Below are 15,206 nucleotides of genomic sequence, written 5' to 3'. Positions count from 1 at the left end.
CGCGGCGAAGCCGCAGGCGCTCTTGGCCGCCGCTTTTCCTTGGCGGCGGCTGGTATGCTGTGGACCGCGGGCGCAGCCGCGGTCTTCTGGACCGTGCGTGAGCGGATCACCGCAAATTACAGCACGGTCTCCGCACGTGGAGCGATGTACCGTGACGCGTGGAAGCTTGTAGAGCAGGCGCCATGGTTCGGGCAAGGCGGTGATACTTGGCGCATGTCGTACCGTGCTGTTCAATCGCAGCCTTACGTAGGGAATCAGGTACATAGTGGTTACATGGATATCCTGCTGAATACCGGTGTGGTTGGTTTAATGATGATTCTTATGTTGATTATCTCAGCAGGATGGCTACTCTGGAGAAATAACCGCCTGTTACTTCCTGCTTATGGTGTAATCGTTTTGCATAGCATCGCAGATATAGACTGGAGTTTTGGCCTAATCTGGCTATTAATGTTTGTGTTAATAGGTCAGGCAGCTAGTCCACAGACCGCCAAATCAGGGCTTGCTGATTTTCAATTGAATGGACGCTCGGTAGTCCTGAGAAATGCCATCATCAGTATGGTTAGCATGGGGCTAGTGATAACGGCGGCTTTAACCGTTGTTGCCTTCCGAGGACAAATGGCTAATACACAACATGATCAGGCCTTATACGAAAGGAACAACCTCCGAGCTATTGCTCTGTTGAAATCTTCACTGCAATGGAATCCTGCCGACTACAGTACGGCCTTGGATTTGGCAAGCGTACTTCCGGCTAAGGAGGCCAAAGTCGTTCTCACAGAGAGCTTGTCCTATAATCCCGGACACGCGGCTCTGGTCTGGGAGCTGGCGAATAACGCCAGCCGTCTAGGAGATGCAGAGGAGGCCATTACCTGGATTCGTTCAGGCAGGCACTATGACCTCTTTAATGCTGAACAGTCAACGAAGAGTCTGGGAATTATCGTTCGATTAGCACGCGAAGAACTTGCCGATGGTCATCGATCAGAGGCTCGTCGCATCATTCAAATTGGGGCAAAGTTATATCTTGATTATAAGGAGAAGGCAGGGCATATCTTACGCAATCCGATTCGAAATGATAGAGAATTCCGTTTGACATCGGAGGCACAGATGTGGGCTACTCAGCTTAATAAGATGGGCCTTGCCCTTGCAGCTTCTCATTAGCATTTTACTTCGTGATGTTAACCTCCATAGGCATCTCGAAAAGCAGTGCATAGCTTAGTCTCATCTACCTGCCATAAACTAGCAAGTTCGCCGGCAACTTCTTCTTCCCACCACGTACATAACAATTTTCGATTACTATGGTTTTCATGAATCCAAAGTAATTTGCCGATGACTTTACGGTAATAAAGCTCCTCGCCTTGCTTAAGCAGATCGGAGGGGATATGAACTTTTAAACGTTTAATGGCGCGGTACAGTTCTTTGCTACAAGCTCTGCGGATACCTCTTGGAGAAGGTAGGGTTGGCCTTTTGTTTTGAGGAATTGGGGGCAATAGGACTCACTCCTTTTTTCCACACCATATGCGCAAATGCCCTACAAAGACACTTTGAGCAAGCAATTAGGCGGAGGTAGCTGTCATGCGGAACCATATGCTAGAATAGGTTAGAAGCAGGACAAACTTCTTAAGGGTAATCAGACTTTCCGAATGCAGAACACGTAGAAAGAGGGTTCAAAGTGCATCTATTATCGGACATTATTAATCAATTGTTTCATTGGATCCAAACGTTAGGTTATTTTGGAATTATGCTGGGATTAATGATTGAGGTCATTCCCAGTGAGATCGTACTTGCTTATGGAGGATTCCTAGTATCGAGTGGGCACATTAATTACTTCGGAGCCGTTGTGTTTGGTACGATCGGAGGCGTCATTGCTCAATTGTTCGTGTATTGGATTGGACGTTACGGAGGTCGGCCTGTACTGGATAAGTTCGGTAAGTACATTTTCATTAAAAAGAAACACATTGATTATGCGGAACATTGGTTCACTAAATATGGGACAGGTGTAATTTTTACAGCTCGCTTCATTCCTGTTGTTCGTCATGCCATTTCCATACCTGCGGGGATGTCCAAAATGAACTTAGGAAAGTTCACACTACTCACCACGCTCGCGGTTATTCCATGGTCTGCCTTGTTTGTATATTTGGGTTGGATGATGGGCGACCAGTGGGAGAATATTGATGAGAAGGCTGCTCCGTATATAACACCTATTCTATTAGTTGCACTTGCGTTATTAATTATATATTTCTTAATTAAATGGATGATATCCAAGGGAAAAGAGGGAAAAGTGAATGAGTAAGAACTTAGCAAATAAGCTTGATACAGGAATATCTCCAAGCCAGTTTATGGAGGGCATGCAGAAGAATCAAGAAGCTTTTATATCCGGTTATGAGCAGTTTTCTTGGACTAATGAAAGTGATCGTGAATTTTTTGAAAGCTTGAAATTTCGGGATGATCTGCGGGTTATGATTCTGGCTGCTGATTGGTGTGGCGATGTTGTGCGTAACGTCCCCGTTGTATTTCGGGCTCTTGAAACAGCGGACATTCCAACTGAAGTTTTGATCTTGGAAGAAAACTTTGATGTAATGGATCAGTTTTTGACGATGGGTGGTAGAGGTGTACCTATCGTTATTTTCCTTGATACAGGCGGATATGTGTTAGGACACTGGGGTCCTCGTCCGAAACATGTTCAAGAAGTGATGGTTAATTTTAAGAAAGAAAACCCTGATCGTGAAGCACCTGACTACCAAGATAAGATGACCGAAGTTCGTAAAGACTGATCGCAGCATATGGGGAAGGAACCGAATTCCATGAGGTTGTTATTCAAGAACTTCGTGAACTGATTTCGGGTTTATAATCACATCATGCTAAACATACAATCTTTCTGCTTAGGTCCTTTGCAGACCAATGCATATTTACTTACTGGCGAAGACCCAGAACATGTAGTTATTATTGATCCTGGTATGAACCCTGGCGCGCTTATTAAGCGGATAGAACATCTGAAGGTGGATGCCATTCTGCTCACGCACGCTCATTTCGACCATATGGGCGGAGTCGAAGAAATCCGTAAGCTTAAGGGCTGTCCTGTTTATCTGCATGACATGGAGAGCGACTGGTTGATGAATCCCAAGCTTAATGGCTCGCAGAACTGGCCTCAAGTTACTTCGCCTTTAACGACAGAGCCAGCTGAATACAGTTTAGATGAAGGTCAGAAGCTAGAACTGATCGGTCATACATTTAGCGTGTACCATACACCAGGGCACTCCCCAGGAAGCGTCAGCTTTTTGTGTGGCAATGATTTGTTCTCCGGCGATGTCCTGTTTAAAATGGGCGTTGGGCGTACGGACCTGTATGGGGGTAGGGAACGGGATCTTATGGATTCGATTCAAAATAAACTATTTACGTTTCCAGATGAAGTGAAGGTTTACCCTGGTCATGGTCAAAGAACGACGATCGGTTATGAACGTGCGAATAATCCTTATGTCCGTTGAGCTTGACAATTTTTCGACATCGCATGGGTACTTTATACTAGACAAACGTACAAGACATTGTTACAATGACAATATTGTTACTTTTAGCTCTTAATTAACCAACAAAGCATGCAAGCTGCGGAATGATCCCGGTTTGTGTGCTTTTTATTTCCATGGTCGTATGCCTGATGTACCTTGTGCAGATGATTCTTTTTTTATTTGTGAGGCCGTAGACATAGCTACTATTTTTTAGTAGACTATACAGACAATATGATAGACATCTAGGAGGTTGACGATGCTGCAATTAGGGGAAAAGATTGTTATCGTCGCGGACGCCTTTGAACAGAACCTTCCCATAGGAGATTACGGTTTTCTAATCGCCTATGACCGGAATCCGGACAATGCGTTCGATTATGTCATCCGTGTACCGAAGATTAACCGTAATTTTTTTGTGCCATCGACCGATGTAGAGCCAGAAGAATTGCTCATACAGCATGAAGTTGAGATGACCACGCGGGAAGCGCTGATCGATTACGCCCTTGCGACATATAATGAGGAGCTGTTTCATCAAGTGATGAACGGCGAGCTTGAGCAAGATGAAGAAGAGGAAGAGACTGCACCTGAGATATTGTCCCAAGCGGATTTCATTAAACAAGTGAACTTACGTGCATGGATTTAGAAATGAAAGGATCGGCTATATGCCGATTCTTTTTTTTGTTACACTGGAATCGTCAGGGCATGGATTGAATTGTCGCAGGTTCTACAATATAATTAGAAACGTTATCCTTAAGGCTTTAATCCTTTAAATGTAAGAAGGACCAAGGAGGAATTCAATTAATGAGTATTACGACAAAAGATGTACAGCATGTGGCCAAGCTGGCTCGGCTTAATTTGAGCGAAGATGAAGAGCAAATGTTCACAGAACAGTTGAATGCCATTTTACAATATGCCGACCAATTAAATGAACTGGATACCGAAGGTATCGAACCAACAACGCATGTGCTTCATTTAAGCAATGTAATGCGTAATGATGAGCAGCGCGAAAGCTTACCGATCGAAAAAGTACTATTAAACGCACCAGACGAAGAAGACAACCAATTTAAAGTACCTGCTGTATTGGAATAGAGATCATATTGAAAGGAGGAACATCAATTGAGTTTGCTGGATAATACATTACAGGAATTACATAATAAGCTGAATGCCAAGGAACTTTCCGTGCTTGAGCTTGTAAATCAGACTTTCAAAATGATTAGTGAGCGTGATGGACGTGTAGGCGCTTATTTGACGTTAAACGAGGAGGGCGCAAGAAACGCTGCCCGGAGATTAGATGATAAACTTGCTGCTGGTGAGGAGCGGGGTCTATTGTTTGGTCTGCCTGCCGGAATTAAAGATAACATTGTAACGGAAGGACTGCGTACAACTTGTGCAAGTCAGTTTCTTTCCAACTTTAATCCTGTGTATGATGCAACAGTTACCCGTAAATTGCGCGAAGCAGATGCAATTACACTTGGTAAGCTGAACATGGATGAATTCGCCATGGGCGGATCGAATGAAAATTCAAGCTTTCACCCCGTACATAATCCATGGGATTTAGACCGCGTCCCTGGTGGTTCAAGTGGTGGTTCAGCTGCAGCAGTGGCTGCTGGTGAAGCATATTTCACCCTTGGATCCGACACTGGCGGATCGATTCGCCAGCCCGCTTCTTATTGCGGAGTTGTCGGACTCAAACCAACATACGGACTCGTTTCACGTTTCGGACTTGTCGCTTTCGCATCTTCCTTGGATCAAATCGGTCCTGTAACGAAGAATGTTGAAGATTCTGCATATGTACTTCAAGCCATTGCTGGATACGACAAAATGGATTCGACATCAGCTGATGTGCAAATACCGGATTATCTAAGTTCACTTACGGGTGATATTCGAGGTCTTCGGATTGCAGTACCTAAAGAATACATGGGTGAAGGCATCGATGCATCTGTGAAAGAAAAAGTGATGTCTGCTCTTAAAGTGCTTGAGGACCTTGGAGCGGTATGGGAGGAAGTATCCCTTCCGCATACCGATTACGCAGTGGCTACTTACTATTTATTAGCTTCTTCAGAGGCATCATCGAACCTTGCTCGTTTTGATGGCGTTCGTTATGGTGTCCGGGCGGAGAATCCAAGTAACTTGCTGGATCTATATCATGAGTCACGTAGTCAGGGATTTGGTCCTGAAGTGAAACGTCGTATCATGCTAGGTACTTATGCGCTGAGCTCAGGGTATTACGATGCTTATTATTTGCAGGCTCAGAAGGTGCGTACATTAATCAAACGTGACTTCGATCAAGTATTTGAGAAGTACGATGTTATTATTGGGCCAACTGCACCAACTACAGCCTTTAAATTGGGTTCGCAGGTAGATGATCCTCTAACGATGTATCTCAATGATATCTTGACGATTCCAGTGAGCCTTGCCGGTGTTCCGGCGATCAGTATTCCGTGTGGACTTGCTGACGGATTACCTGTAGGTCTGCAAATTATCGGTAAGGCTTTTGATGAATCGGCTGTACTACGTGTAGCCCATGCTTATGAGCAACATACCGATCACCATAAACAGCGTCCAACGCTGTAGATTCATAGAGAAAAGGAGGGAATTCGATGTCTACATCCAAATATGAAACGGTTATCGGACTTGAGGTTCACGTTGAGCTTCATACAGAGTCCAAAATATTTTGCGGCTGCTCTACAGAATTCGGTGCTCCGCCCAATACACATACTTGTCCCATCTGTCTGGGTCATCCCGGCGTTCTGCCTGTACTCAATCGTCAGGCTTTGGAATATGCCATAAAAGCAGCGATGGCTATTAACTGTACCATCGCAGATGTCAGTAAATTCGACCGCAAGAATTACTTTTATCCAGACTCCCCTAAAGCCTATCAAATTTCACAATTTGATCAACCGATCGGTGAGAACGGCTGGATTGATATTGAAGTGAACGGTCAGAAGAAACGCATTGGCATTACCCGCCTTCATCTAGAAGAGGATGCTGGAAAGCTGACGCATGTCGACGGAGGATACGCGTCATTGGTTGACTTTAACCGTGTCGGAACACCCCTTGTTGAAATCGTATCCGAGCCGGAAATCTCTTCACCAGAAGAAGCGCGCGCTTATTTGGAAAAGATTCGGGCCATCATGCAATATTGCGGTGTTTCCGATGTGAAGATGGAAGAAGGATCTTTACGTTGTGACGCTAACATCAGTTTGCGTCCAGTGGGTCAGCAGAAGCTGGGCACGAGAGCAGAGCTTAAGAATATGAACTCATTCCGCGGTGTACAAAAAGGCTTGGAGTATGAAGAATTCCGTCAAGCTGAAATATTGGATGAGGGCGGAGTCGTTGTTCAAGAAACTCGTCGCTGGGATGAAGCGAAGGGTAAGACGCTTACGATGCGCGGTAAAGAACAGGCACATGACTACCGTTATTTCCCAGACCCAGATCTCGTGAAGATGCATATCGATCAGGACTTTAAAGATCGTGTTCGTGCATCGATCCCAGAACTTCCGGATGCACGTAAGGTGCGTTATGCAGCCGAATACGGATTGCCTGATTATGATGCACAGGTAATCACTTCATCCAAGCCGCTCGCTGACTTTTTTGAAGATAGTCTTAAATATACATCCGATGCCAAAGCTGTATCGAACTGGATTATGGGTGAACTGTTAGGATATCTGAACAGTAATAGCTTGAGTTGTCGCAAGTTAAAATTACGGGTCAAGGACTAGGCGAAATGATCGGCTTGATTGATAAGGGGACGATCAGTAACAAAATCGCTAAAACCGTCTTTAAGGAAATGCTGGAAAGCGGTAAGCTACCGCAGCAAATCGTTGAAGAAAAGGGTCTCGTTCAAATTAGTGATGAAGGTGCAATTAAGTCAATTGTAGAACAGGTTGTTGCAGCTAATCCTCAATCCGTTGAAGATTTCAAAGCTGGTAAGCAGAAGGCGATTGGCTTCCTGGTTGGTCAGGTTATGAAAGAAAGTAAGGGCAAGGCTAATCCAGCACTCGTCAATCAATTGCTGGCGGAAGTGTTGAGCCGCTAAGAAATAGACAGTTCTGTGGGCTTGTCCGATCGGGCAAGCCCTTTTTTATTTTATATTCGTTATAGGTAAACTAACGAGGGGAAGCGGAATATGATAAAACAACTGTCGTTGCAAAATGAAGACATTATCGATCAGATTTGGAATTTGCAGCAGATTGCCTACCGTTTAGAGGCGGAGATCATCGGATTCATGGATATCCCTCCATTGCTGGATACCCATGAGAGTTTGCGTGCTCTTAAAGAAATCTTCTATGGCCTATTGGATGAGGAAGGAAACTTAATTGGAGCTGTAGCTGTGGAAAGTGAATCCAAGGGCTCACTAACGCTCACCCGCATGATGGTGCACCCCAATCATTTTCGTAAAGGAATTGCTGGACAATTAATTCAATATGTATTCGATCATCATCCAGATATTGAACGATTTATCGTATCTACTGGGGCAAAGAATAGGCCCGCATTCTCTTTATATGTTAAGTATGGCTTTGTCCCCTTTGATACCTTTACAGTAGCCCCAGGGGTAGAGTTAACCACCTTCCATAAGAATATTTAGTCGGCAACGATAGGGGAGATCGGATTTTGCAAGATCCATGGTATATTGACAATGCTCATATTTTGCTTCGTTTATTATTATCCATGCTTCTGGGTGGCCTCGTAGGACTGGAGAGAGAGCGCTCTAACCATGCAGCAGGACTTCGAACACATATATTGGTTTGTATGGGCTCAACTCTTATTATTATGCTTTCTATATATGGCTTTGCGGAATTTGTAAACGAAGCGAACATTCGGATTGACCCAGCACGTTTAGCTTCTGCAGTCATTACAGGTATTGGATTTTTAGGAGCAGGCACCATTCTGTTCACCGGCAAATCTATTACAGGTTTGACAACAGCAGCTTCGGTTTGGGTTGTAGCCGCGGTGGGGTTATCCGTAGGTGCGGGATTTTATTTCGCATCGATAACGGCTACGGTTCTGATTTTGTTAACATTAGTGGTCTTTAATAAAATTGAGCAGCGTTACATTCGCAGTAGCAAGCTACACCTTATTACCATTTATGCGATATCCTCACCTCGGCTGTTAGATGACATTTCAGCTCTGCTTGATCGGGAAGGTATTACTGTCAAAAAACTGATTGTAAATGAGCGAGCTACCGTACCCTATGGTGAGCTACAGCCCCCTACAACTACGCTGGAAATTACATTACATGCTCTGAGCAAATATAATGTGAATTCCCTTCATCTGGCATCGCACATTCGAGAACTAGCGGGTGTTTCTATGGTATCCTTAGATTAATGAATAAAATAAGATCTATTGAGATCTTTGTTTAGACTCCCGGTTTCGGGAGTTTTTCTGTATGTATGGTATCCAGTTTTTTACCTGTTAATGGGATATAGGATTAGGGTACTATTTAAACAAAGGTTGCACCGGGTATTATGGACAAAAGGAGCTGAGTCAGATGCATCCCGTAGAGCGACAACTTCACTCGACAAAAGGCAAAAAAATTCGTAGTCGCCGTCTATTTTCCCGAAAACGTAAATTCACAGCGGGTTTACTCGCGGCAATTTGTCCTGGACTTGGACATATTTATTTAGGACTTTTTCGCAAAGGGATAACTTTCATTATTGCTCTCTTGCTTGATGTTTCGGCTTTGCTTTATTTTTCTTCCATCGGCATGCAGATTAATGTTCCTTTACTTATTATATTGGGGCTTACCATCCCCGTTGTTTATTTTTATAACGTATATGATGTTCTTCAAACTGCAGATTTCGTCATTATTCATCGTAAACATGATGTCTCTAAGGCTGAACAAAAGGCTACTATGCATGATCCTTTTTTACTAGAGCGAGGTCTGTTTTTCGGTGTTATGCTCATAGCAAGCGGAATAGCTTTGGTTTTATTGTATGAGAAGCCACCATGGCTTGAGTTTTTCTTTAGTCATTATGGTGAAGTGGCTTGCGCGGTCATTATGTTGTTAGTAGGTTCGGTGTGGGCTGTGCGCGAAACGTTTCTACTGTACCGTAAAAAACATGCTGTGCATCTGAATACGATAAACCGCAAACACAAGCTTCGTGTAGGCCGGTATACTGCTCTTCTTTTGCTGATCGCGGCTGGAGTGCTGTTACTACTTGATGCGCTTAATGGGACAGAGCATATGATGCTCTTGCTGAAATGGTGGCCTTGGATCGCTGTAGCATGGGGGATGGAGTACATCATAATGTATATTGTCCTTCATAAAAATGAGGGTGCGGCTTGGCGAAGTTTTCATCTTGATATCGGTGGAATGCTTCTATGCGTACTCCTTACAGCATCGGTATTTTTTGTAACACAGCAAGAGCACTATTTGCATATCTGGAATAAGGTAAGTCTGAATTTGACTGCTGCCGGAGTAGATTACAGTGAACAAGAAGGTAAAAAAGAAGATAAGCCCATGAGGGTGATTCCGGTGACAATGGAAACCAAGGATGTTACAGTGGACAACATTAATGGCGACATTACGCTCCAACGTGGCCCTGTCCAGAATATTGAAGTCCGAACTGAGGTATGGGTGGATCAAATTACGGGTCCGGAAGCGGATGAAGTGGCCAACCTTTCAAATGTCGAAGTAAGTGAAGGAACAGCAATCAGCATTCAAACGAAAGGTAAGTCTTACGGACAGTCTGGTAAAAGGCAACCACGTATGAATTTGAATATTATATTGCCAGAAGACAGACGATTTAATTTTAGTGTGAGCACGTTGAACGGAAGTATTGTACTGAATAAGGTTGAAGCGATTGATAGTATCTCTCTCGAAAGTGCGAATGGGGAGCTTCGTTTAATCAATGTGCGTGGTAATATTAAGGGAAAAACGTTAAACGGCCTTGTACAGGCAACTTCGATTACAGGCTCCATTCGTTTGAGTACGAATCGTGGGAACATGGAGATTACGGATATCACTGAGGACTCAGATATTTCCACGCAGGTAGGTAATGTATCTGTTATTCGCGCATTAGGGAATATCAAGGCGAGCACGAAGAACGGGAATATCTATGTGGATGGAGCGCATTTTGACCTGAATGCCGAATCACTTAATGGCGGCATAACTGCCAAATCAGGTGTTGTCGGCGGTAACTGGGACATCTATAGTGCTGTTGGCGAGCTAAACATTGACCTACCCGAAATTGGAAATTATGAATTAGATGGTACAATCAGTTATGGTGATATTCATAATGTATTCCCAGAATTCATTGTTGATAAGAAGAAAATATCAGGACAAATCGGACTTCCTGACTATTCCGTCCATGTTGAAGGTAACAGTGATTTAAATGTGAATAAATCTTGAAACAAGCTGTATTTTTATCGTTGGCACGAATAGACAAGTCTAGTTACATTGACAATAATCCAAGGATAAACGTAGAATATAGGTACTAATAAAATTTATTTGTTGAAGATGATAAGGTGGTGGGCTTGATGGCAACGCGTGTTCAAAGTGCATTAGAACAATTGAAAACAACCGGTGTCCGGATTACGCCCCAGCGTCATGCTATTTTGGCTTATTTGATGGATTGCATGAGCCATCCGACTGCGGATGAAATTTACCGTGCTCTGGAGCCGAAATTTCCAAGCATGAGTGTTGCGACGGTATATAATAATTTGAAAATGTTTATGGAAGCGGGTATGGTCCATGAACTAACATACGGTGATAGTTCAAGTCGTTTTGATGCTAATGTTTCTGATCATTACCATGTGATATGTGAGAAGTGCGGCAAAATTGAGGATTTCAGTTACCCCTCCTTAGCAGATGTAGAGCATACGGCTGAAGAAAGCACCGGCTTTCAGGTTAAGGGCCTCAGGATGGAGCTATATGGAATTTGCAAATCATGCAAAGTTCATTAATCATTATTGTGAAACGTGCGGATTCCTAAATAGGATTCTTCACGTTTTTATTTTTTTGAGAGATATTTTACAAATGGGAATGGTTGGAGGATTATCAATTTGAATAGAAAACGACAACGATTACGTTCGTCTGCAGGCAGGCGGTTTACGATTTGGTTTACGATATGTTTGGTATTTACACTAGCTGGATATCTGATTGTTACTCAGGTGCTTCCGAATTCTAATCATGAGACACCTAACTGGAAAGGACTAAGCAAACCAATCTTTGTAAAAGGGAAGATGCTGGAGCAACCTGCAGATGGATCGGCTGAACAATTGAAGTTACCTCTGCCTATATTGCAGGAGACGGTTGACCCTAACATTCGTTATGAAGAAGGAACGAAGTCAGTGATTCTAACAACATTACGGCAATTGATGCATCTACAGACGGGTCAGACCAACGCTGAGCTTAATAACAAGCCGATCAAGCTTCGATTTGCTCCAGAAGAGCTGCAAGGTACGTTGTATTTACCTGTTCAGCCTATTAAAGAGTTATATGGGATAGCTACTCATGAAAATGAAACAACAGGCGCTGTGCTTCTTATGAAAGCCGGGGACATCATACAAATGGGTACTGTTTCTTCAGGTGAAGATAATGACAAGATTGCTCTAAGAAAAGGTGCTTCGATTCATGAGCCCATCTTTGCAGATATGCCTAAGGGAACAAAGCTATACATCTGGGATACACAGGGCGAGTGGTATTTTGCACAAATGGATAATGGGTATGCGGGTTACGTTCAGAAGAAGGATATAACCTTGGGAGAAAAGAAGACGATCGATGCTCCACCCAATCCACAAACACCCGCTCAGCGTAGTTGGGAAGGAAAGCCTGTTAATCTAGCATGGGAGGCAGTGTATCAGCGAAAACCTGATACGTCCGTTATTGATCAGATTTCCGGTATAAATGTAGTTAGTCCGACGTGGTTCAGTGTAATTGATGGTAAAGGTAATGTGCATAGTCAGGCGGATACCGCATATGTAACAAAGGCGCACTCACGTAATATAGATGTATGGGGACTACTGAACAATAGCTTCGATCCTGACATTACGACTAATGCGATGGCTACTTATGAGACACGATTAAATATCATGGAACAGATGCTTCAGTTTGCGGAATTGTACAAGCTGGATGGAATCAATATCGATTTTGAAAATGTTAAAACGAAAGATGGCCCTAATATCTCACAATTTGTCAGAGAGATGAAGCCGCTCGCGCAAGCGCAAGGCTTAATTCTCTCAGTCGATGTTACACCTAAATCCAACAGCGAAATGTGGTCTCGTTTCTTAGATCGCCGTTCGCTGGCGGAGGCTGCAGATTACATTATGCTTATGGCATATGACGAGCATTGGGCGGCCAGTCCTAAGGCGGGTTCGGTTGCATCACTACCTTGGACAGAAGCGGCGATTCGTAAAGTACTGGATGAGGACCAAGTGCCTCCAGAGAAACTTGTTCTTGCTGTACCGTTATACACACGAATATGGTCGGAAGAGAATAAGGACGGTAAGGTGAAAGTTTCTTCCAAAGCCGTAGGGATGAAGACGGTAAGTGATATCTTAGCCACTAGGAAACTGAAGCCACAGTTTATGGACGATGTACAGCAAAACTATGTAGAATACACTGAAGATGGTGTGCTTAAGAAGATATGGATTGAGGATGCTACTTCGCTTAAGGCAAGAGTTGATTTAGCTAAATCGATGAATTTGGGCGGCATTGCGGCTTGGACCCGTAGTATGGGTACTGTCGAGGCTTGGAATGTATTAAAAGAGATTTCCGTTAAACCCTAGAACTTATTCTATTATGTAAATACAGTTTCAAATGAAATGAAAAGCCGGTCCCCTTGAGGAGACCGGCTTTTCATTTCATTTTATTGATTCAGTGTAGAACTAGCAGCTTTCGACTGCTCCTGACGTGATTCAAGTTCTTCTGCTGTAATACTAGCCTGCTGGATATCTGTTGTGAGTATGGTTCTGCAAAACATGCAACGATCAGTTTTTCCAAGCATCTTAGTTTGTTTATGGCACTCTGGACATTCGACTTGAATAGCACTTGTAGAGAGCATGCCCGCCCAGAAATAGATACCTAAGCTGCCCATCATAGCAAATAGTCCAATGACAAGTCCGATGGCTGCCACGATTCTTCCAGCGTGACCCCAGAATACGATTCCCGCTGTTCCAAGTACCATCAGTCCCATGCCGATCATCGTAAGAAGCAGTCCCCATGTGCGGAATGCGTTTATTTTTGCTGTTTTAAATCTCATGAATAATTAGCTCCAATCATTGAATTAGTTGTATTCTCAAAAAGAAGGAACTGACATGGACATGTAGAAATATATTATAACTGAATTGGTATAATTTCGCCAAGGAATGCATGGAGGGAGACTTATATTTGTCCAACTTGTCTTTTTTTTATGGAGAGTCGGTTGATGTCGATGCCATGGGTACCATTATATATCGTCAACAAGGCCATAAATTTGATGGTTCTTTGCTCCATGATTTTGATTTATTAGTTCTGATTGTGCATGAGCAGGACGAAATGGAACCGTTAGTAGAACATACGATGGCTGGAGAATTGCGGTGTCAGGTACAGCATATTAATCGAGATTCATTGCAGCGATGGTTGATTGCTAGGGAGAAGAATGATCTAGTTAAATGTTTTTTAGAGGGAGAGATCATCAAGGATTCTGATAACAGGCTTGCACAGCTGCGGCAGGAATACAGAGAATTCGTACAACCTTTGCGGGATCAGAAAATGTTTTTTGAGTTTGCGCGTTTTTTATGGATGTATGTAGATGCTAAGCGTCATATGCAGGATGGTCATATTATGGATGCTTATCATAGTGTTCTTGATTCGCTCAAGCATTGGGCTAGTATTGAGTTAATTGAGCGTGGGATATTCCCGGAGCCTGTTGTGTGGGAGCAGGTACGAAGTAGAAATACAGCAATTCACAAGTTATATGAAGAACTAACATTAAGTACAGAGACTTTGGAACAACGCGTTGAACTTGTATTATTAGCTTGTGAATTCTCCGTGATGTCCAAAATGTCTCAATGTTCTAATTCTCTTATGCAAATCATGGGCAGTCGTTCTCACCCATGGACAATAAATGAGCTTATTCATCATCCTGAACTCTCAATAGTAAGTAATGAATTGCCGTTAGTACTACGTAAGTTGGTGAATCGTTCCTTAATTAAGGAGTTACCCGTTTGGAGTGAACACGCTGGATATGGCGCTCAGGAGATCTGTTATTGCGTAGATTAGCTAATGCTTAAGTTATATAGCGGGAAGGGTGAGGCGTAAATCCTCTCCCTTATTTTTTATTTGGGTGTTCTTGATATTATAAATTTCATTGTTAAAAGCAGTGATGACTTCAATTGCTAGCTTGCATATGTTTCTCAACTTTAGGGTACTTTGTAAGAGGTCGAATTTAATTGAAAAATGTTGTTGACTCGAGTACAAGATATGTGATAAATTATATCTCGCCCCATTAAAAGACATACACTGTTGCATCAAGGGTCAAAGCGAGAAAATGAAAAATCTCGAAAAAAACACTTGACGAAATAATGGGCAACATGATATATTATAAAAGTTGCCGCTGAGATAAATGAGCGACAACGAAAGAGAAATTGATCTTTGAAAACTGAACAACGAGTGAGTAAAGATTTTGCTTGCAAAATCTAAAGCGAGACCATTTGGTCCATGCCGTCAGGCTGGATAAATGGTGGAGCGCAAATAGAGATTATTAATCTCGTCAGTTTCAAAATGAC

The 15,206-nt window shown here is 43.1% G+C and carries 14 protein-coding genes and 2 pseudogenes; 14 read left to right on the top strand and 2 right to left on the bottom strand.

The genetic code is table 11. The features are described from left to right. Positions 1-1,155 (top strand): O-antigen ligase family protein (locus JCM16418_RS22450; RefSeq protein WP_036653478.1); only part of this gene is annotated, 1,155 nt, incomplete at its 5' end. Positions 1,156-1,172: 17 nt separating this feature from the next. Here JCM16418_RS22450 and JCM16418_RS22445 read toward each other — a convergent pair. Continuing rightward, complete coding sequence (locus JCM16418_RS22445) at positions 1,173-1,484, bottom strand: hypothetical protein (protein WP_036653476.1); 312 nt, start codon at positions 1,482-1,484, stop codon at positions 1,173-1,175. A 182-nt stretch (positions 1,485-1,666) separates the two neighbouring features. Here JCM16418_RS22445 and uptA point away from each other — a divergent pair, with 182 nt between their 5' ends. The 12 genes and pseudogenes from uptA (at position 1,667) to JCM16418_RS22385 (ending at position 13,226) form a co-directional block, all read left to right on the top strand. Beyond that, the gene (gene uptA, locus JCM16418_RS22440; RefSeq protein WP_036653474.1) at positions 1,667-2,287 is read left to right on the top strand and encodes an undecaprenyl phosphate transporter UptA; all 621 of its coding nucleotides are present in this window, start codon (positions 1,667-1,669) and stop codon (positions 2,285-2,287) included. Further along, positions 2,280-2,845, top strand: a pseudogene (locus JCM16418_RS22435) (thioredoxin family protein). The gene uptA and the pseudogene JCM16418_RS22435 overlap by 8 nt, the downstream one beginning before the upstream one ends. 7 nt (positions 2,846-2,852) lie before the next feature. Next, complete coding sequence (locus JCM16418_RS22430; RefSeq protein WP_373280739.1) at positions 2,853-3,479, top strand: MBL fold metallo-hydrolase; 627 nt, start codon at positions 2,853-2,855, stop codon at positions 3,477-3,479. 274 nt (positions 3,480-3,753) lie between these two features. Beyond that, on the top strand, positions 3,754-4,137 hold the full coding sequence (locus tag JCM16418_RS22425) for a hypothetical protein (protein WP_036653471.1): 384 nt from the start codon (positions 3,754-3,756) through the stop codon (positions 4,135-4,137). A gap of 158 nt (positions 4,138-4,295) precedes the next feature. Further along, entirely contained in the window at positions 4,296-4,583 is a 288-nt protein-coding gene (gene gatC / locus JCM16418_RS22420; protein ID WP_036653469.1) for an Asp-tRNA(Asn)/Glu-tRNA(Gln) amidotransferase subunit GatC, read from the top strand. 27 nt (positions 4,584-4,610) lie between these two features. Further along, the gene (gene gatA, locus JCM16418_RS22415) at positions 4,611-6,068 is read left to right on the top strand and encodes an Asp-tRNA(Asn)/Glu-tRNA(Gln) amidotransferase subunit GatA (RefSeq protein WP_036653466.1); all 1,458 of its coding nucleotides are present in this window, start codon (positions 4,611-4,613) and stop codon (positions 6,066-6,068) included. A gap of 26 nt (positions 6,069-6,094) precedes the next feature. Next, positions 6,095-7,533, top strand: a pseudogene (gene gatB, locus JCM16418_RS22410) (Asp-tRNA(Asn)/Glu-tRNA(Gln) amidotransferase subunit GatB). 90 nt (positions 7,534-7,623) lie between these two features. Beyond that, positions 7,624-8,082 carry a GNAT family N-acetyltransferase gene (locus tag JCM16418_RS22405; protein WP_036653464.1) on the top strand — a complete coding sequence of 153 codons (459 nt, stop codon included), beginning with the start codon at positions 7,624-7,626 and terminating at the stop codon, positions 8,080-8,082. 26 nt (positions 8,083-8,108) lie between these two features. Further along, entirely contained in the window at positions 8,109-8,822 is a 714-nt protein-coding gene (locus JCM16418_RS22400; protein WP_036653461.1) for an MgtC/SapB family protein, read from the top strand. Between the two features lie 163 nt (positions 8,823-8,985). Further along, positions 8,986-10,848: a DUF4097 family beta strand repeat-containing protein gene (locus tag JCM16418_RS22395; RefSeq protein ID WP_242403953.1), complete on the top strand. Its 1,863-nt coding sequence runs from the start codon at positions 8,986-8,988 to the stop codon at positions 10,846-10,848. A 128-nt stretch (positions 10,849-10,976) separates the two neighbouring features. Beyond that, on the top strand, positions 10,977-11,402 hold the full coding sequence (gene perR, locus JCM16418_RS22390) for a peroxide-responsive transcriptional repressor PerR (protein ID WP_036653458.1): 426 nt from the start codon (positions 10,977-10,979) through the stop codon (positions 11,400-11,402). Positions 11,403-11,501: 99 nt separating this feature from the next. Next, positions 11,502-13,226 (top strand): glycosyl hydrolase family 18 protein, encoded by a 1,725-nt coding sequence (locus tag JCM16418_RS22385; RefSeq protein WP_081765542.1) that lies wholly within the window; start codon positions 11,502-11,504, stop codon positions 13,224-13,226. A gap of 80 nt (positions 13,227-13,306) precedes the next feature. Here JCM16418_RS22385 and JCM16418_RS22380 read toward each other — a convergent pair whose 3' ends face one another. Further along, positions 13,307-13,699 carry a YgzB family protein gene (locus JCM16418_RS22380; protein ID WP_036653455.1) on the bottom strand — a complete coding sequence of 131 codons (393 nt, stop codon included), beginning with the start codon at positions 13,697-13,699 and terminating at the stop codon, positions 13,307-13,309. A gap of 128 nt (positions 13,700-13,827) precedes the next feature. Here JCM16418_RS22380 and JCM16418_RS22375 point away from each other — a divergent pair, with 128 nt between their 5' ends. Next, positions 13,828-14,700 (top strand): nucleotidyltransferase-like protein, encoded by an 873-nt coding sequence (locus JCM16418_RS22375; RefSeq protein ID WP_242403952.1) that lies wholly within the window; start codon positions 13,828-13,830, stop codon positions 14,698-14,700. Positions 14,701-15,206 lie beyond the last annotated feature (506 nt).

Origin of the sequence: Paenibacillus pini JCM 16418, assembly GCF_000576305.1 — a bacterium.
Classification (GTDB): Bacteria; Bacillota; Bacilli; order Paenibacillales; family Paenibacillaceae; genus Paenibacillus_AQ; species Paenibacillus_AQ pini.
Note: the sequence above shows the minus strand (reverse complement) of the source record. Positions and strands in the feature narration are given on the sequence as shown.

Bases quoted from the DNA above. Each gene is read 5' to 3' on its own strand.
- JCM16418_RS22425 (WP_036653471.1), top strand. From the start codon at position 3,754: ATGCTGCAATTAGGGGAAAAGATTGTTATCGTCGCGGACGCCTTTGAA.
- perR (WP_036653458.1), top strand. From the start codon at position 10,977: ATGGCAACGCGTGTTCAAAGTGCATTAGAACAATTGAAAACAACCGGT.
- JCM16418_RS22380 (WP_036653455.1), bottom strand. From the start codon at position 13,699: ATGAGATTTAAAACAGCAAAAATAAACGCATTCCGCACATGGGGACTG.
- gatC (WP_036653469.1), top strand. From the start codon at position 4,296: ATGAGTATTACGACAAAAGATGTACAGCATGTGGCCAAGCTGGCTCGG.
- JCM16418_RS22405 (WP_036653464.1), top strand. From the start codon at position 7,624: ATGATAAAACAACTGTCGTTGCAAAATGAAGACATTATCGATCAGATT.
- JCM16418_RS22430 (WP_373280739.1), top strand. From the start codon at position 2,853: ATGCTAAACATACAATCTTTCTGCTTAGGTCCTTTGCAGACCAATGCA.
- JCM16418_RS22395 (WP_242403953.1), top strand. From the start codon at position 8,986: ATGCATCCCGTAGAGCGACAACTTCACTCGACAAAAGGCAAAAAAATT.